At 66.5% G+C, this 17988-nt stretch carries 18 protein-coding genes; 7 read left to right on the top strand and 11 right to left on the bottom strand.

Annotated elements, in window-relative coordinates; all coding sequences use genetic code 11:
* Positions 1-65: 65 nt before the first annotated feature.
* The 3 genes from GGC30_RS11750 to GGC30_RS11740 form a co-directional block, all read right to left on the bottom strand.
* Complete coding sequence (locus tag GGC30_RS11750; RefSeq protein WP_228763721.1) at positions 66-2429, bottom strand: LPS-assembly protein LptD; 2364 nt, start codon at positions 2427-2429, stop codon at positions 66-68.
* Between the two features lie 108 nt (positions 2430-2537).
* A complete protein-coding gene (gene lptG, locus GGC30_RS11745) occupies positions 2538-3677 on the bottom strand; it encodes an LPS export ABC transporter permease LptG (protein WP_153924301.1) in 1140 nt (379 codons plus the stop codon).
* Positions 3674-4810 carry an LptF/LptG family permease gene (locus tag GGC30_RS11740; protein WP_153924298.1) on the bottom strand — a complete coding sequence of 379 codons (1137 nt, stop codon included), beginning with the start codon at positions 4808-4810 and terminating at the stop codon, positions 3674-3676. Before GGC30_RS11740 ends, lptG begins: the two co-directional genes overlap by 4 nt.
* A gap of 143 nt (positions 4811-4953) precedes the next feature.
* Between GGC30_RS11740 and GGC30_RS11735 the strand changes: the two genes are divergently transcribed.
* From GGC30_RS11735 to GGC30_RS11720, 4 genes are read left to right on the top strand one after another with little or no spacing between them, the layout of a single operon-like run.
* A complete protein-coding gene (locus tag GGC30_RS11735) occupies positions 4954-6429 on the top strand; it encodes a leucyl aminopeptidase (protein WP_153924295.1) in 1476 nt (491 codons plus the stop codon).
* A gap of 21 nt (positions 6430-6450) precedes the next feature.
* On the top strand, positions 6451-6909 hold the full coding sequence (locus GGC30_RS11730; RefSeq protein WP_055755192.1) for a DNA polymerase III subunit chi: 459 nt from the start codon (positions 6451-6453) through the stop codon (positions 6907-6909).
* Positions 6867-7223, top strand: coding sequence for a hypothetical protein (locus GGC30_RS16295; protein ID WP_174085785.1), 357 nt, complete (start codon positions 6867-6869; stop codon positions 7221-7223). The genes GGC30_RS11730 and GGC30_RS16295 overlap by 43 nt, the downstream gene beginning before the upstream one ends.
* A 21-nt stretch (positions 7224-7244) precedes the next feature.
* Complete coding sequence (locus GGC30_RS11720) at positions 7245-7541, top strand: hemolysin (protein WP_153924292.1); 297 nt, start codon at positions 7245-7247, stop codon at positions 7539-7541.
* Positions 7542-7544: 3 nt separating this feature from the next.
* Here GGC30_RS11720 and GGC30_RS11715 read toward each other — a convergent pair whose 3' ends face one another.
* A complete protein-coding gene (locus tag GGC30_RS11715) occupies positions 7545-8471 on the bottom strand; it encodes a LysR family transcriptional regulator (RefSeq protein WP_153924289.1) in 927 nt (308 codons plus the stop codon).
* 120 nt (positions 8472-8591) lie between these two features.
* On the opposite strand from GGC30_RS11715, the gene GGC30_RS11710 reads away from it, so the two are divergent.
* Positions 8592-9305 (top strand): pirin family protein, encoded by a 714-nt coding sequence (locus tag GGC30_RS11710; protein ID WP_153924286.1) that lies wholly within the window; start codon positions 8592-8594, stop codon positions 9303-9305.
* 72 nt (positions 9306-9377) lie between these two features.
* Positions 9378-9776: a DoxX family protein gene (locus GGC30_RS11705; protein WP_055755196.1), complete on the top strand. Its 399-nt coding sequence runs from the start codon at positions 9378-9380 to the stop codon at positions 9774-9776.
* Positions 9777-9824: 48 nt separating this feature from the next.
* On the opposite strand, the gene pip is transcribed toward GGC30_RS11705, so the two are convergent.
* The 5 genes from pip to GGC30_RS11680 form a co-directional block, all read right to left on the bottom strand.
* A complete protein-coding gene (pip, locus tag GGC30_RS11700; RefSeq protein WP_153924283.1) occupies positions 9825-10805 on the bottom strand; it encodes a prolyl aminopeptidase in 981 nt (326 codons plus the stop codon).
* A 26-nt stretch (positions 10806-10831) separates the two neighbouring features.
* Complete coding sequence (locus GGC30_RS11695) at positions 10832-11194, bottom strand: DUF423 domain-containing protein (RefSeq protein WP_153924279.1); 363 nt, start codon at positions 11192-11194, stop codon at positions 10832-10834.
* 48 nt (positions 11195-11242) lie between these two features.
* Positions 11243-11848 carry a hypothetical protein gene (locus GGC30_RS11690; RefSeq protein ID WP_066551667.1) on the bottom strand — a complete coding sequence of 202 codons (606 nt, stop codon included), beginning with the start codon at positions 11846-11848 and terminating at the stop codon, positions 11243-11245.
* 72 nt (positions 11849-11920) lie between these two features.
* Complete coding sequence (locus tag GGC30_RS11685; RefSeq protein WP_153924276.1) at positions 11921-14503, bottom strand: tipN; 2583 nt, start codon at positions 14501-14503, stop codon at positions 11921-11923.
* Positions 14504-14640: 137 nt separating this feature from the next.
* Positions 14641-14823 carry a hypothetical protein gene (locus GGC30_RS11680; protein WP_153924274.1) on the bottom strand — a complete coding sequence of 61 codons (183 nt, stop codon included), beginning with the start codon at positions 14821-14823 and terminating at the stop codon, positions 14641-14643.
* A gap of 157 nt (positions 14824-14980) precedes the next feature.
* On the opposite strand from GGC30_RS11680, the gene GGC30_RS11675 reads away from it, so the two are divergent.
* Positions 14981-16459: a phospholipase D-like domain-containing protein gene (locus GGC30_RS11675; protein ID WP_153924272.1), complete on the top strand. Its 1479-nt coding sequence runs from the start codon at positions 14981-14983 to the stop codon at positions 16457-16459.
* Here the strand turns inward: GGC30_RS11675 and GGC30_RS11670 are convergent.
* Both GGC30_RS11670 and GGC30_RS11665 read right to left on the bottom strand, forming a co-directional pair.
* Complete coding sequence (locus GGC30_RS11670; RefSeq protein ID WP_153924270.1) at positions 16444-17181, bottom strand: endonuclease/exonuclease/phosphatase family protein; 738 nt, start codon at positions 17179-17181, stop codon at positions 16444-16446. The two genes, GGC30_RS11675 and GGC30_RS11670, sit on opposite strands and share 16 nt — an antisense overlap.
* Positions 17182-17253: 72 nt before the next feature.
* Positions 17254-17931 carry a TPM domain-containing protein gene (locus GGC30_RS11665; protein ID WP_228763720.1) on the bottom strand — a complete coding sequence of 226 codons (678 nt, stop codon included), beginning with the start codon at positions 17929-17931 and terminating at the stop codon, positions 17254-17256.
* Positions 17932-17988 lie beyond the last annotated feature (57 nt).

Genomic DNA, 17988 nt, shown 5'->3' with positions numbered 1-17988 from the left:
CCTGATTCCTCACAGCGGTCCGCCAGCCAGGCCGGCAGGCGGTCGCGCCCCGTAAAGCGTCATGCTCAACGCATATCGCCCTGTCCATAACCTGAACCTCCGAAAGTGGCGAGGTTTAGGCGCACATAGATGCCTTCCGACGGGCCGCCGGGTCGTGCGCGGGTGTTGTCGCGCCGATAGCCCAGTTCGAACCGCAGGCAGTCGTCGTCGAACAGCACGCCGACTTCGGATCGCGTGATCTCGTTCTGGTCCAGATCGGCGATGCCGGCGACGGTGAAGCCCCAGTTCTGGAAGACGAACTGCTGCCCAGCCAGCTGGACAAATTCGTAGTTGCGGTTCAGCGGCCCGTCGACGGGGTTCGACTGATCCAGAATGTAGCTGACGGTCGCCAGGTTGCGGCGGCCCCAACGACCGTCCAGCGCCGCTTCGGCGCGGCGCAACTCGCCCGAACCGTCGACCGTGGCGTGGAACCAGCTGCGGATGCGATCCGACGGCGAGAAGTCGCCCTGGACCACCCAATCCGAGGTCTCGGAGGCCAGACCCGTCGGGTCATAGAGACGCGCGGGATCGTCGGGAATTGACGTACGGAAGTCGTCCTGCTGGTCGAAGCGATAGCTGCGTCCCACAAACAGGCTGGCCTTGCGACCTTCGGCCCAGCGGATGGTGGCGCGACCGCCCGCCGTCACGCGCGCGCCGCCTTCCAGCAGATCGTAGCCGGAGAAGCGATCCATGCGGAACAAGGACGACTCGTCTAGTTCCAGAACCTGGGAGTCCTCGATGGGAATACGGCGGTCCAGGCTGACCTTGTTGGAGACAGAGAACTGACCCACCGGCTCCAGGATGATGTCGGCGTCGGCGATGCGTTTGATCAGGGGATAGGTGACGTCCACGCCCGCGCTGAACCTGGATCGACTGACCGTCTCGTCGCTGTCGACGCCCATCATCGGCGGCAGGTCGGACATGGAATAGAGATCGACGCGCGTATCGACGAACGGCTCCACCCGCATGCCGACAGGAAGGATGATCGCCCGTCGCCATTCCACCTGGCCCGTGATGCGGCGGCTGTCCACGCCAGCCAGACCTGTCGTGACGGGCGGAACGATCTCCGGATTCAGGATCGGCGCGCCGACGAAGGCGTCGCGGTAGAGCGAAACGGCCGAACCCTTCAAGCGCAGCCGGCCGCCGAAGACGAGCTCGCGCGGTTCCCAGCGGGCATCAATCAACGGGGCGACCAAGGGCAGGGTGTCGTCGTCCTCGAACACCTTGAAGCCGTTGGCGTCGCGGAAATCCGTCGCGGCGAAGGCCGGGTTCAGGCGCAGGCTCTGGATCGAGAAGGCCGCGACCGAAACATAGGACCGATCGGTCTGATGTTCGGCGTAGATCTGGCTGATCAGACGACGGCGGTCGCCGTAATAGAGGCCGTTGTCCTGATAGGGAGAGCGCACGTCATAGCGGTCAAACAGCGTCTTGTCCGAGGTGCGCTCGGCCGTGAAGCCGAACCGCCATGGGCCATCCGGATCGAACTCGCCGTGCGACAACAGATAGCTGCGGTGTTCGCGATCGCCGAACTTGACGTTGCTTTCGAAGTTGCCGTCGCCGTCCCGATCAAAGTCGCCGAACTCGCGCTCGTAGGTATAGCCGCCGCGCGCCACGACCATGCCGTTGGCGAACCGTCGCCGCCATTGCAGGTTCAGCAGCGGCGCGACCCTGGTGTTGATCTGCGGGCTGATCAGCCAGTCCTCGGACGGCGATACGACGTGCAGATAGGGAACCTCGACGGAGACGCCGCGACCCTCGTCATAGTTGACGATGGGCACCAGGAAGCCCGAGGCCCGCTCCACCGAGGGATCGGGGTGGGCGAAGAAGGGCGTGTAGAAGACGGGCACCGGCCCGATGTAGAAGACGGCGTTGCGATACAGGATCGCGCGAAGTTGCTCGTCCTGCGTCACCTTTTCCGCCTGGATCGAGATGGTCGGCGTCTTGGGACCGCCATCGTCGCAGATCGGGCAGGGGGTGAAGCGGGCGTAGTTCAGTTCGCTGACGGTCTCGCTGCGACGCACAGCCGTTGCGGCCATCAGACTGGCGCCGTTGGCCAGACGCGTGGCGAAATCCACGGCGACGCCGGTCTCCAGATTTTCATCCAGCTCGAGACGGCTCGCGTAGACCACGGTGCCATCGGGCGCGATGGCTTCGACGCGGCCTTCGGCTGTCGCCGAACCGGCGTTCAGATCATAGGACAGGTTCTCGCCGCGCAGCACATGGCCGCGCGTGCGGACATAGGCGCGGTTCTCGGGCGTGCCGCTGACGATGATGTTGTCGCCTTCGCGACGCGCATTGTCGGCATCGACATAGACCGCTTCGGGCGGCAGGCCGTCGGAAGGTACGGCCGCGGCTGGTGGGTTGGTTTGCGCCCATGCGGGATTCGCCAAGGGCGCGCAGGCGACCAGAGCCGCACCGGCGAGAAGCCTTGCTTTGAAAGCGTCGAAGCGCCGATCACCCTGCATAGGCCATCCGTAGTCTGAGAAGCGAGCGCCCGATTAGCCGTCTTCGGTATAGAACAGCAAGGTCAAGGCTGCGAGCGCGGTAAGAACAGGCGGTAGCCAGGCGGCGACGAACGGCGCTACGACCTCGGCCGATCCCATCGCCGACGAGAACTGGTTCAGGAAGAAGAAGGCGAAGCCCAGTACGACAGCCGCCACGCTCATGCGCGCCAAGTCGCCCAATCGCATCAGCCGCAGCGAGAAGGCGGCGGCCAAGATCGACATGGCGGCGAACACGAGCGGCGTGGCCAGAAGTTGCTGGAAGCGCAGGCGATAGGCGGTCGAAGTGAAGCCGGCGTTCTCGATTCGGCTGATCTGGTTGGGCAGCGACCAGAAGGGCGTGGCCTGCGGTCGAGCGAAACGATCAAAGGCCTCGTCGTCCGCCAGGCTGGAAACCAGGGTCAGGCTGGAATAGGTGACGGCGCGCTGGCCGATCTGGGCGCCCACGGCGTCGGTCAGGCGCCAGCTGCCGGCGTTCAGCGAGGCCGACTTGGCGTCGATCCGTTCGGAGAAGGTGCGACCGCCGCCGGGCGCGGTCGTGTAGATGAAGAAGCTGACGTTCAGCAGTCGCGCGTTGGCACGGTCCTGCTGGCCGGCGCGAATGATCATCTGGCGCTGATCGTCGCCCTCGCGCAGCCAGATCGCTTCCTTGGGGTCGCCGCCGGGCGCCGTACCGGAAATCCGCGCGCGCTCGCGTTGCCACAGGCCGTCGCCGGCCGAGGCCATCGGACCCAATACCGTGACGGTCAGCACTCCCAGAACGAAGGCCATGCCGGCCGCCGGCAGGACGAACCGCCAGGCGGAGACGCCCGCCGCACGCATGGCGATCAGTTCGCTGCGTCGGTTCAGGCTGATGAAGGCTGACAGGGTGCCGAACAGGAAGACGAACGGCATCAACTGCACGATGACCGAGGGCGACTTCAGCAGCACCAGGCCGAAAATGCGGACGGCCGACAAATCCTGCGCCGAGCCGACGCCGCGCGAGACCTCGACAAAGTCGATTAGCATGACGAGGGCCGAGATTACGGCCAGGGCCACGCCCAGCGACTTCAACTGCTGGACCAGCACATAGCGTTCGATCCCACCCAGACGGGGGATATGCGGCGAACGACGGGCGGAGGCCACGACGGCGGTCATGCGAACTTGGCCTTCAAATCGCGCAGGGCGGCGGTTGTCCGGCTGCGACGCGGCTTCAGCGCGCGGAACAGAGCCCGCAGGGCGACGACGATGGCCACGATCGGCACGACGTACTGCAACACATTCATCCAGCCGTTCCAGGCGCTGGCGGCGACAAGGCCGTAGCCGATGACGCGCAGGACCAGGAACAGACCCGCCGCCTTGGCGATGCGCAAGGTATAGCCGGTGCGGCTGAAGGCGCCGCCCAGAATGGCCGAAAGCGCCAGGGCCATGGCGACCATGGCGTAGAGCGGCGAGGCCAGCCGCGAATGGGCCTCGGCCAGCAGTTCGCCACGCGATCCGGCGACCTCGAGCACCTTGGCCGTCGGGTTCAGCAATTGGCGCAGATAGAGGTCGGTCGGCTTGTAGCGAATGGTGTCGGTCACCCCCACGAAGGGCGCGAGAGAAAAATCGTATCGCCCGAACGACAGCGTCTCCAGCACGCCGCCCGACGAGTAGCGCTGAGCCGAGCCGTCGATCATGGTCAGGATCGGAATGCCGCCGGCGTCCCGACTGAAGCGCGCCTCCGATGCGTTCCAGGTCGTGACCTTGTCCTTGTCGTCCAGATAGACAAACAGGTTCTTCAACAGACCATTCTGTTCAATCTGCTGCACATAGACGGTCAGGCCGTCAGGCCCCTGAACGAACTGGCCTTCCTCGACCAGCAGGGCGGCGAGGTCGGTGCGGATGTCGAACGCCTGACGCCGCGCCTCCTGCTGCGCCCAGGGCAGAATGAAAACATTGACCAGCAGCGTGACCAAGGCGACCAGCACGGCGATACGGGCGGCGGGGGATATGACCTGCCATCGGGTCATGCCGCCCGCGAAGGCCGCCGTCAGTTCCTGCTCGCGCTGCAGACGGGTCAGGGCGATCAGTGCGCCGACGAAAAGACCGATGGGCAGAATCACCGACAGCAGTTGCGGCAGGGCGAGCAGGGTCAGCTTGACCATGATCCACACGCTCTGACCCCGCTCCACAATGACCTGGAGTTGGTCGAGGCTCTGGCTCAGAATCCCGATTCCCGCCAGCGCTGCGCACGCGGCGATCACAGGGAACAAGATCTGGCGAAAAAGGTATCTTTGAATCAGGGTCATGGGCGGATGGACTTCGCCCGGTTGCAGGCGCCGACATTGAGGCGCATCTAGTAGCACATCAGGGCGCGTCCGCGACAAGCAGACGCGCCGTTGTCATTTTGCTGTTTGCAGACGCCGGGTGGGGCCTGGCTGGAGTTGATTGAATGAAGATCGAATTCGTCGCCGCCGTGGACGCCGCCGAGATTCTGGCCGTTCCGGTTTTTGAAGATCGCAGCTTCACCGCCGCCGGGACCGCGCTGGACGGCAAGGCCAACGGCGCCCTGACCAAGGCGGCGGGCAAGGGCCGTTTCACCGGCAAGGCCGGCCAGAGCCTGAGCATCGCCGCGCCAGCGGGCATCGAGGCGGACGCCGTGCTGCTGGTCGGCGCAGGCGCCAAGGACAAGCTGGATGACCTGGCGGTCGAGGCCTTCGGCGGCAACGCCTATGCGTCGGTCAAGCTGTCGGGCGCCGAGGTGCTGACGATCGACGCCTCGGATCTGTCGCCTGAGCAGGCCGCCCGCGTCGGTTTCGCCGCGCGTCTGGCCGCCTATCGCTTCGACAAGTATCGCACGACGCAAAAGGCCGACAAGATTCCGTCGATCATCACCATCCGCGTGGTCACGACCGACCTGCGGGGCGCCGAAGCCGCGCTGGAGCCGCTGTCGGCGGTGGCCGACGGCGTGATCTTCGCGCGCGATCTGGTGTCCGAGCCCGCCAACGTCCTGTATCCGGCCGAGTTCGCCAAGCGGGTGAAGGCGCTGGAGAGCCTGGGCCTTGAAGTCGAAATCCTCGGCGAGGCCGAGATGGAGAAGCTGGGCATGCGCACCCTGTTGGGCGTGGGCCAGGGCAGCCGTCGCGAAAGCCAGCTGGCGATCATGAAGTGGAACGGCGGCGAAGCCGGCGCTCAGCCCCTGGCCTTCGTCGGCAAGGGCGTCTGCTTCGACACCGGCGGCATCTCGATCAAGCCGGCGGACGGCATGGAAGACATGAAGTGGGACATGGGCGGCGCGGCCGCCGTGACCGGCGCCATGATCGCCCTGGCCAGCCGCAAGGCCAAGGCCAATGTCATCGGCGTCCTGGGCCTGGTCGAGAACATGCCGGACGGCAACGCCCAGCGTCCGGGCGATGTGGTCGTGTCCATGTCGGGTCAGACGGTGGAGGTCATCAACACCGACGCCGAAGGTCGCCTCGTTCTGGCCGACGCCCTTTGGTATACGCAGGAGCGCTTCAAGCCGAAGTTCATGATCGATCTGGCCACCTTGACGGGCGCCATGATCGTGGCCCTGGGTCTGGATTACGCCGGCGTCTTCTCGAACTCCGACGATGTCGCCGATCCGATCCTGGCAGCGGCCAGGAAGGTCGGCGAGAACTTCTGGCGCATGCCGATCCCGGCCATCTACGAGCAGCACATCGATTCCAAGATCGCCGATGTGAAGAACACCGGCAACGGTCGCGCCGGTGGCTCGATCACCGCCGCCCTGTTCCTGCAACGCTTCACCAACGGCGTGCCGTGGGCGCACCTGGACATCGCCCCGACGGCCTGGGCCAACAAGAGCCCCAGCCCCACCGTGCCGGAAGGCGGCGTGGGCTTCGCCGTGCGGACCTTGGATCGCATGGTCGCCGATTCCTACGAAGGCTGATCGGGCGGGAGGTAGAGCCGGGTGAGCGACAAGCCCGAAATCTGGTTCTATCACCTGGAGCGTTCATCGCTGGATCAGGTGCTGCCAACCCTGCTCGAAAAGACGATCGAGCGGGGCTGGCGGGCCATGATCAAGTCATCGCATTCGCATCGACTGGATGAGGTCGACGAGACGCTGTGGACGTTTCGCGATGACAGCTTCCTGCCGCACGGCCGGGCCGACCAGCCCCACGCCGAGCGCCAGCCTGTGCTGTTGAGCGAGACGGGCGAGAACCTGAACGGCGCTCAGGCGCTGTTCATAGTCGACGACGCAGAACTGGGCGGGACGGAAGGGTTCGAACGATGCTTCATTATTTTCGACGGTCGCGACGAGCCGGCTTTGCAACACGCGCGGGGACGTTGGAAGGCGCTGAAGGGGCAGGGCGCGAACCTGGCCTATTGGCGTCAAACGGACGAAGGGCGCTGGGAAAAGGCGGCCTGATCGGACTGGTTCTGCTGGCCGGTTGTTCGACGCCGGTTTCCGAGGCGCCTGCGCCGCGTGCGGTCGAGCAGGCTCAGCTCAACCCGCCCGTCGGCAGCCGAATGCCGACCGCCCAGACCGAGGACGTCTGCAAGGCCGGCGAGATGCAGTATCTGGTCGGCAAGTCCCGGACCGAAATCCCGGTGCCGGTGGACGTCGTCAATCGGCGCGTGACCTGCACCACCTGTCCGGTGACGCAGGACTTCTCCGCCTATCGTCTGAACATCTTCTACAACGAACAGACCGGCATCATCGAACAGGTCCGCTGCGGCTGAGCCCGACGCAAGGAGACGACCATGAAGATCATCGTGAGCACCCTGATGGCCGCCGGCGCCTTGGCCGTGTCGGCCTGCGCGCCGGTCAAGACCGCCGAGCCTGCGCCCGGATCGGACACCGCCTTCAAGGCGTGCAAGGTTTCGGATTATCAGAGCTACGTTGGCCGCAACCGTTCGGCCATCCCGACCGCGCCCGCCGGCCAGACCTTCCGTGTGCTTTGCACCACCTGCGCCGCGACCATGGACTATCGCGAGAACCGGGTGAACTTCGTTTATGACGAGGCGACGAACATCGTGCGCGAAGTGAAGTGCGGCTGAGCGTTAGCGCCCCACCGTATCGCCCGGCCACAGCGGTCCGCTGAACTTCGCCGCCAGATAGTCCATGAAGGCCGTGACCCTGGCCGGGCGCGGTCCGCCGCTGGGCGCCACAAGATGCAGGGCGATGGGCGGCAGGCGCCAGTCGGTCATCACCGTCTCAAGATGGCCGTTGGCGACGTCCTTCCAATAGATGAAGTCCGGCTGGGGAAAGAGCCCCAGACCCGCGCACAACGACGCCGTCAGGGCGTCGGAGTTGTTGGCGCGCAGCGGGCCGCGCGGATGCACGACCACTTCTTCACCCGCCTCATTGCTGAACCGCCAGGTGTCCGGGCTGGGCATGTAGGCGTAGCCGAGGCAGGCGTGACGGGCCAGATCGTCGGGATGAGTGGGGCGACCCCGCTGATCGAGATAGGACGGCGAGGCCACCAGGGCGCGGGCCACAGGCCGCAGTTTGCGCGCCGTCAGCGAGGAATCGGCCAGGGCGGCGATCCTCAGCGCGCAATCGAAGCCGCCGCCGACCAGATCGATGACCTCGTCCGACAGGTGCAGATCGACCGACACGTCCGGGTGAGTGGCGAGGAACTCGGGCAGGGCCGGGGCCACATAGGCCATGCCGAACGACATCGGCGCCGCCAGTCGCACCAGGCCGCGCGGGGTGACGGACATGTCCAACGCCTCCGACACCGCGCCCTCGGCCTCGGCCAGCATGTGGGCGGCGCGGGCGGCCAGGGTTCGACCTGCATCGGTGAGGGCGAAGCGGCGCGAGGTGCGGTGAAGCAGGGTGGTCTTCAGCTGCTGTTCCAGGCGCGTCACCGCCTTGGACACCGTGGCTTTGGATAGGCCCAGCGTCTCGGCAGCGCCTGAGAAGGACTGGCTGTCGGCGACCTTGGCGAAGATGGCCAGGGCTTCCAGATCGGGCAGGCGGGACATGGGCGGCTTTGCGTCCTGAAACGATGAGTTTCGGGTGTTTCTATTTCTGATCGGTCGCCGATCTCTATCTTGGCGTCAAGCAAAGGCGTCGGACGGTTCCGACGCGAAAGGACGAGTGCGATGATCGAGCGCAGACCATTTGAATCCCTCGGCGGCGCCAACCATGGCTGGCTGAACGCCAAACACCATTTCTCCTTCGCCAACTACTATGATCCCAAGCGGATGAGCTGGGGCAATCTGCGGGTGTGGAACGACGACGAGATCGCCGCCGGCACCGGCTTCCCGCCGCATCCCCACGCCGACATGGAAATCATCACCTATGTCCGCGACGGGGCCATCACCCATGAGGACAGTCTGGGCAATAAGGGCCGCACCGTCGCGGGCGATGTCCAGGTGATGAGCGCCGGAACCGGCATACGGCACGCCGAATACAACGCCGAGCCGGACCTGACCCGGATCTTCCAGATATGGATCGAGCCGACCCGCCGCGGCGACGCGCCGAGTTGGGGCACCAAGCCCTTCCCCAAGGGCGAGCGGTCAGGCCAGTTCGTGGTCCTGGCGTCGGGCTTTGAGGGCGATACTCTTGAAAGCGGTGGGGACGCCCTGCCGATCCGCACCGATGCGCGGATTGTGGCGGCGACGCTGAAGGCGGGCGACAGCGCCGACTATCCGCTGGGCGTTGCGCGGCGGGCCTATCTGGTGCCGGCAAAGGGCGAGGTCGAGGTCAATGGCGTCCGGCTGAACGCCCGTGACGGCGCGGCCATCGCTCAGGAGGATGTCGTGACGGTCAAGGCGCTGTCCGACGCCGAGATCGTGCTGGTGGACGCCGCCTGATTTTCGGATCAAGCTTCACGGTCGGACGCGATCCGACCGTGAACAACCGCATCAAAAAGGCGAGGAAAGAGAATGTTCAATCAAGTGAATGGCTGGTCTTCCCGCGCCCTGGCGGCGCTCAGGATCGTCGCCGGTCTGTTGTTCCTGGCGCATGGCGTCATCAAGGTCTTCGGCTTTCCGGCCGGGGCCGAGCCCGGTCAGCAGGAGCTGCTGTCGCTGTTCGGCATCGGCGGGGTGATCGAGCTGATCACGGGCCTACTGCTGATCCTGGGCCTGTTCACGCGTCCGGCCGCCTTCATCGCCTCGGGCCAGATGGCCGTGGCCTACTGGATGTTCCACTTCCCCAGCAGCCCCTATCCGGCGGTGAATGGCGGCGACGCGGCCATCCTGTACTGCTTCATCTTCCTGTATATCTTCACCGCCGGTCCGGGCGCGTGGAGCATCGACAATCGAACCGCAAAGCGGTTCTGATTTTTCAGAATGAGAATAGCCGCCGCGCTGTCCTGCGCGGCGGCTTTTTCATGCCTTGAGGCTCGCGGCCCAGTCAGCGGCGCGCACCAGGCTGTCGACGATCCCGGGTTCCGACGAGGCGTGGCCGGCGTCGCCGACGATGTCCAGATGCGCCTCGGGCCAGGCGCGGTGCAGCGCCCAGGCGCCTGAGATCGGCGTCACCACGTCGAACCGGCCCTGCGCGATCCAGCACGGGATATGCCGCATCCGGTCCACATTCTTCAGCAGCCAGCCGTCCTCCTCGAAGAAGCCGGCGTTGGTGAAGAACCAGTTCTCGATCCGAGCGAAGGCGACGGCGAAGTCGGGCTCGGCGAACTTGTCCGGGCGGGCGTTGGGGCCCTCGACGCTAACAGTTTCGCCCTCCCAACTGGACCAGGCGACGGCGCAGCGTTCGCGCTCGGCGACGTCATCGCCGATCAGCCGCTTGTAATAGGCGGCCATCAGGTCGCCGCGCTCGGCCTCGGGGATGGGTGCGATGAAGCGCTCCCAGGCGTCGGGGAAGATCATCGAGGCGCCGTCCTGATAGAACCAGTGCAACTCCTTCTTCGTCAGCAGGAAGATGCCGCGCAGCAGCAGCGCGATGACCCGCTCGGGATGGGTGATGGCGTAGGCCATCGACAGGGTCGAACCCCAGGACCCGCCGAACACCACCCATCTGTCGACGCCGCACAGGGCGCGCAGGCGCTCGATGTCGTTGATCAAGGTCCAGGTCGTGTTGTCTTCCAGCGAGGCATGCGGCCGCGACTGACCACAGCCGCGCTGGTCGAACATGATGATGCGATAAACGGCGGGGTCGAAGAAGCGGCGCATGCCCGGATTGACTGCACCGCCTGGTCCGCCGTGAAGGACCAGAACCGGCAGGCCGTGCGGATTGCCGGACTCCTCGTAATAGATTTCATGCACGCCTTCGGTCGGCATCCAACCCGAGGCATAGGCCTCGATCTCAGGGTGGAGCACACGACGCGGCTCGGCGGGCGTGGGGAAGGCCATGGATGCTTGGTCTTTCTACGAGGGAATCAGGGGCGAGAACGCAAGGCCGAGAAGGCCAGGCAGAGCCAACCGGCGATCATCAGAAGGCCGCCGATCGGGGCTACGGCGCCGAACGCCGGCACGCCGAGAAAGGCGATCGCCGCCAGGGCGAGGCAGAAGATGAGGCCGCCGATTGATCCGAGCCAGCCCGCAAGCCGCGCCAGCCCGCCGCCCCCTGTCCATTGGGCGCAGGCGAAGGCGAAGACGGCGTGGACGATCTGGTACTGGGCGCCTGTGGTCAGCAGGGTCTTGATCTGCGGCCCGGCGCCATGCGCGGCGAAGGCGCCAAGCGCCACGGCCAAGGCGCCGTTCAGGGCGGCGAAGACGATCAGGTTGCGACTCACTGTCATTCGAAAACCCTAGACCGCCAGTTCGTCGATGTCTGCGACCCAGGAGGGTTAACCGACACGCGGCAGCGGCGTCAGGTGGCTGGCCATGGCCGAGGCGGCGGCCTTGACGCCCTTGCGCACCGCCGCCTCATTGGCGGGGGCGGGCGCGCGCAGCAGGCCGATCGATGGCGTCAGCGGCCCATCCGGCAGGTCCGAGAGCACGCGGTAAAGAAGGTAGGAGCCGGCGTCCTCTTCGATGTCGGACGACGCGTCGGCCTGCAGCCCGGCAGCGGTCAGGGCGCGAACCATGTCGGCGACGGGCGCCGTGGTGCGGGCCACGCCCGGCCCGGTGCTGGACAGGCGGTGTTTGTAGTCGAGGGTGCGGTTTTCCGCGCGCATCTGGACCCGGAAGCCTGCGCCCTTTTGCGTGCGTCCGACGAGTAGGACGGCCCGGCATTCCCCGCTGCCGAGACGGGCGGCCAGGGTCGAGGCGAGCTCGTCGGGATCGGCTGCGGCGATGGGCACGGCGCGGGCCCCGCTGGGGCTCCAGATTTCGCCCGACAGATCCTCGACCAGATCCCACCCGTCATCGTCGCCGTCATAGGCGCAGATGATGATGCCAGGGCGGCGATCACCACTGGCACGACTGTCGATTTGGTTCATCGTGCCAGCCATAGCCCCATCCATGACAGTTCGGTGACGTGCAAGAGGCTGTAACTTCCCGACGCCGTCAAGTCCGCAAGAGTCTTAGCCCAGGTCGCCGACCGCCGCATCCAGCAACATGAAGGCGCGACCGCTGTCCGACGCCAGGCTGGACTGAACCGCTGCGCTGTCTCCAGCGCGGGCGGAAGCGTTCAGCATCACTGCGAAGTTGCGGACATAGCGTTCGGCGTCGGCGCGCAGTTCGGCGTCGCTGAGGACACGGCGAGACACGCTGCGGACAGCGGCGGGCGCGACGCGACGCACGATCTGACGCGCGGCGTCGGGGTCGCCATTGCTGAAGGCGCGGGCGGCCTCTTCGACTCGAGAACGAGGCAGAAGGGCGTTGGGATCGACCCCCATGCGCCGAATGGCGGCGGCGACACGGTCGGACAGGGCTTCAGCCTCGGCAGGCGAAGGGGAGGGCGTGTCCAACTCCAGCGGCGCCTCGTTGTCGTCGTCGCCGTCGATCAGATCGCTCCAATCCAGGCCCTTGTCCGTCGCCGGCGGGGGCGTCTCTGCGGGCTCGAGCCGCAGGCGACTGCGCAGACCAAACCGGCGCTCCTCGGCGGGCGGCGAGGCGGGAGGCGTTGGGCGATCGGTCCGGCGCTCGGGACGAGGTTCGGGCCGGGCCTCGATCTCTGCGGCCGGCTCGCGACGACGCGCCGGCGTCGTATCGCCCGACACCACGCCCATCAGACGCACGGCCTCGGTCAGCATGTCGTAGTTTCGGCGCACACGATCCTGGAAGCCGACATCCAGCGCCTCGGTGTCCTCGGCCGCTTTTCGCGAGGCGGCGGAAAGGGAGGCCAGGCCTTCCTCGACAGTGGCGCGCACGGCGTCGGCGCGGGCGCGAGCTTCCTGAGGCAGGCGCGCGGCGCGCTCGTCGATGTCGGCGACGGCGGTGTCGATTTCCGACAAGGCGCTGTTGAGACGTGCCACCAGGGTTTCCAGGCGGCTGACCATCCGCTCGCCGGTCTCTTCGACCAGGCCGGACGTTTCGGTGACGATGCGGCGGGCGTCGGCGATGCGGGCGTCGGCGGCTGTGTCGGCCTTTTGGGCCGCGTCGAACAAGGATTCGCCCAGGCGGTCAGTGCGCAGACGCGCCTGTTCGGCGGCGTCGGCGGCGGCGGCGCGTGAATCCTCGGCCGTGGCGCGCATCTGCTCCAGGGCGCGGCGCGTCTCTTCCATCAGGGCGTCGCGCGCCTCGGCCGCCAAGGCTTCGAAACGATCCAGGGCGAGCTTGGTGGCGGAATCGAAGCCGTCGGCCTCGCGTTGCGACATATCCACCAAGGCACGGAACTGGTCGGTGGCCGCCTCGACCAGATCGCGCATGGACTCGACCGAGGTCTGGGTGGTGCGATCCAGATCGCCCGCGGCGCTGCGCGTGGCGGAAAGATGTTCGATCAGTTGAGCGCGCTGGCTTTCGACCTGGGCGGAGAAGTCCTCCTGATCGGTGCGCAGGGCGTAGGCGGCGGTGACCAGGGCGGCGCGCTGCTGGCTGAGGCCTTCCTCGACGGACTGAATCTGCTCGGCGACGCCCGAACCGGCGTTCTCAAGTCGAATGGTCTGGCGCGCCAGATCGTCGGACGCCACGCGGGCGGCGTCCTGGGCTTCGCCTGCGGCGGCGGCGAGGTCGGCGGCGCGGGCGGCGAGGGCGGCCTCCGCTTCCCGAAGCTGCGCCTGAGCCAGGTCCGAGGCGTCGGCGACCATGCGCGACTGACGCTCGACGGCGTCGATGACGCCCGACGCCTGCGTATCCAGATGGATGCCCAGGGTCTGCATCTGGTCGCGCTCGCGGCCTAGGTTTTCCGTGAGACGACGCGCAGTGCGGCCGGCGTTCTCGGCCGCCTCGTTCAGCCGCGTTGTCTCCTGGGCCAGCGCCTCTCGAAGCAGGGCCATGTCGTTGCGCGCACGTTCCGCCGCCAGGGTGGCGTGATCGATGTCGGAACGCAGCGACTGAAGCACCTCGCCGGTCTGCTGGGCGGCCAGGGCGGTCGGGGCGACCAGGGCCTCGGCCAGTTGGCGGGCGCGACGCGTCTCTGCGGCCAGACCGGCGCCCTGTCGGACGGCGTGGGCCAGTATGATGGCCAGGCCCGCAGGGGCAAGGGCGATCAGCGCGTAGATGGCGATCCGCAGCGGATCCAGTTCCGCCCCGACGGCGCCGAACTCGTAAGCGGCCCAAGAGGCGACGCCGCCGATCCACAGGGCGGAGGCGACGCCTGCGATCACATAGGCGTGGCGCCCGGACGTCTCGGCCTGGGCCTTGGCTTGAACGGTTTTCACAGCGGGCGGTTTGGACAGCTCGAACGGCGCGGGCGGCTGACCGGCGGCGACGGCCATGTCGACAGGAGTCTCTGGCGTCGGTTTCGCATTGACGGGGGCGGCGCCGCGTTCGGCGGCAAGGGCGCGTTCTTCGGCCTGCCGCTGCTCTTCCAGCAGGCGACGGCGACGCCGTTCCGACATTGGCGGCTCGAACGTCGGCTGCACGATTTCGAAATCGGGCTCGGGGATCGGGTCGAGCGGCGGTGTCGCCTCTTGGACCGGCATTTCATCTGAGGTCGAAAGCTCAACCGGCGCGACGGCCTCGTCGTCGGTCAGCTTCAGGGGCGGCCGTTTGGGAGACTTCATAAGCTCAAAAACTCGATCTCTACGCGGGCGTCCGACAGCGCCGAGGAAACCCTAGAGCATGATCGATGCGGACGAAACCGACTCAAGCCCGCAACCTGTCGATGAAGCGCGTCATGCAGCGCAAAGCGCCGCAGCGTTCAGCAGTCGCGCTTGGATTCGGAAAGCAGCGTGGCGTTGGAGCCGGTGTCATGACACTCCACCACACGACGCACTTCGCGGTCGCCGTGGTTGGGGTTGTGGGTGTCGACGCCGAACTGCGTCAGGACGGCGGCGGCCAGCAGGGCGATGAAGCCAGCGATCAGTTCGACAAGCGCCTGCATTCTACCCTCCCTCGCAGCCTGTATGGCTACGCTCCTTATGCGCCAAATCGGCGAACGTCACAATCCCGCCCTGAAAGATTGACCGAAGGACACGCGCGTGGAACGGAGGATGCAGGCGCTTCGACACCATGTCACGCGAATCAGACAGATAGGTCGCATGACTTTAGCCGGCGACAGTTACGAAGGCAGTCTGCTGGAGCCGGGGCCCGCCCTGTGGACGTCCGCCGTCGCGCACCGCTTTTCCGTGCTGATGGAAAACGAAGCCTATTTCGACGCCCTGTCGTCTGCGATCCACAAGGCGCAACGCTCCATCGTGCTGCTGGGATGGCAATTCGATCCGCGCACCCATCTGGATCCAGAGACGCGGCCCGGCGACAAATCGGCGGAAATCGGTCGCCAGCTGCGGATGCTGGTCAAGAAAAAGCCGGACCTGGATGTGCGACTGCTCATCTGGAAGTCGCCGCTACTGATCGCCGCGTCGCAGGGCTTCTATCCGCACAAGGCGCAGCGCTGGTTCCGTAAGCGGATGGTGGAGTTCCGGCTTGATTCTCCCGGTCCTATGGGCGCCTGTCATCACCAGAAGGTGGTTGTCATCGACGACAAGGTCGCCTTCTGCGGCGGCGGCGACATCTCGACTGATCGCTGGGATTCCGACGAACATCTGGACGGCGACCCGCGCCGCGCCCTGCCCAGCGGTCTGATCTGCAAGGCGCGTCACGAGGTGATGAGCGTGATGGACGGACCTGCGGCGCGTGCGCTGGGCGATCTGGCGCGCGAGCGTTGGTTCAAGGCGACGTGGGAGCGCACCATCGCGGACGAGGTCGAGGACGATCCCTGGCCCGACGGCGTGCCGGTGCAGATGACCGACGTGCCCGTCGGCATCGCCCGTACAGAGCCGAAATGGTCGGGGCGGCAGGAGGTGCGCGAGAGCGAAGCCTTGCACCTGGAATCAATTCGGCGCGCCAAACGGCTGATCTATATCGAGAACCAGTATTTCACCTCGCCGGTCATCGCCGCCGCATTGGCCGAACGACTGGCCGAAGTGGATGGACCGCAAGTCATCGTCATCTCGACCGCCAAGAGCCCGAGCTGGTTCGACAGCATGACTATGGACACGGCCCGGGCCGAGGTGCTGCACCGGCTGGAGCAGGCGGACAAATACAACCGCTTCTTCGCCTTCGCCCCGCTGACCGCCGACGGCGACCGGATCATCGTCCACGCCAAGGTGACGATTATCGATGATCGGCTGCTGAGGATCGGGTCCACAAATCTCAACAACCGGTCGATGGGCCTGGATACAGAATGCGACATCGCCGCCGAGCCTGTCGATGCGGCCGGTCGGGCCTTCATCACGGCGCACCGTCACCGGACGATCGCTCACTGGCTGGGCGTTGCGACGGAAGACTATGCGGCGGTCGAGGGCGTCTTCGGCTCGGTGGGGCAGGCGATCTGCAACTTCGAAACCGATCGACTGAAGCCGCTGGGTTCAGAGCCCCCGACGCGTATCCAGCGGATGTTTGCGGAATGGCAGTTGGGCGATCCGACGTCGTCCAGCGACGCCTGGCGGCCTTGGAAGCGTCTGAACCGTTCGCAACGCACGCGACCGGCGTCCGAGGGCGGTCACGCGCCGGGTTGAACGACCTCGAAATCGACGATCAGCGGCAGGTGATCCGAAGCGACGCGGGCCAGGGGCGAGAAGGCGGACCGCACCGCGCGGATGCGGATATGCGGGCTGACGAAACAGTGGTCGATGCGAATGGCGGGGAAGGCCGATGGGAAGGTCTTTACGCTCGGCTTCTGGCCCAATTGACGCTGGCAGTCCTGTAGGCTGCGGCACAGGGTCTGATAGGGGCGGGTGATCGAAGTGGCGTTGAAATCGCCCGCCAGCAGGATCGGTCCCTCGCATGCGCCGACCCAGCCGGACCCGGCCAGAGCGGCGGCCTGAAGCCGCTGTTCGCGTGGGACCAGGCCCAGGTGGGTGTTCATGACGTTCACGCCCGTGCCGTCGATCTCGATTTCCGACCAGATCGCCCCGCGCGGTTCCAGGCCCGGGATGCCGCTTACCGTCGGCAGGGCGCCGGCGCGGATCAGCCGTTCGGGATGCGGGGTCAGGATGGCGTCGCCGTACTGTTCCGCCTCGACCCGCATCGCTGGATGGAAACGCGAGGTCATGGCCAGACCGTCGGCGATCGCCTCGGCCTGATCGACCCCGCCCGTGCGGGCGCGGCCCACGTCCAGTTCCTGCAGGCAGACGATGTCCGGCTCGAACTCGGCGATGACGGCGACGATCCGGCCGACATCCAGGCGACGATCCGTGCCGACGCAGCGGTGGACGTTGTAGGTGAGAAGGCGAGGCATGAACTGGCGACTGGTTGAACGTTGACCGTGGGCTAGGCCTTCTGGCGCGCGAATGCGACCCCGATGCGACGATCAGAGCAGGATCAGATGATCGGGCAACTCGTTGCGATTGTCGGCGCGCGGCGGAAAGTGGCGGGCCAGAACCTCGCCGCACAGACCGACGGCGGCGGCGAAGCCATCGACGGGGCGGTCGGCGCGCAGTTCGCGGGTCAGGACGGCGACGGCCTGAGCCCAAGCGTCCTCATCGACCTTTTCGTAGATGCCCTCATCGGCGATCAGTTCGACCTGATGTTCGTCCAGGGCTGCGAAGATCAGGACGCCCGTGCGCTCCTGCGTGACGTGGACGCCTTGGGCCAGGAACTGCTGCAAGGCCGCCTCCCTGACGCGGCCGCGCCTGACGCCGGCGGGCGTAACGAAACGGCGCACGGCGGGGATACGGGTCATCAGAAAGGCGCCGACGAAGACGACGGCCTGCGATAGCGCGTAAAGGCCCAGAGCCTGCGCCGTCGTGGCGTCCTGCGCGGCCTGGTGCGCCGCCTCCCAGCCATCGCTGGGCCAGCGAAGATCCAGCACAAACGGCACGAAGACGATCGGGGCCAAAAGCGCCATCGCCGCCGCCCAGGCTAGGCTGACGTCCACATAGGTCGAGACCCGACGTGCGACGACGCAGAAGATTTCACCCGATGTCTGACGCTCGGCCGCCGCTATGGCTTCGGCGATGCGGGTGCGGTCGTTGTCCGTGATCTGCATCACCATCCCCCCGAGGCGCCGCCGCCACCGAAACTGCCGCCTCCGCCGCCGAACCCG

This window comes from Brevundimonas sp. SPF441 (assembly GCF_009661015.1).
GTDB lineage: Bacteria > Pseudomonadota > Alphaproteobacteria > Caulobacterales > Caulobacteraceae > Brevundimonas > Brevundimonas vesicularis.
Note: the sequence above shows the minus strand (reverse complement) of the source record. Positions and strands in the feature narration are given on the sequence as shown.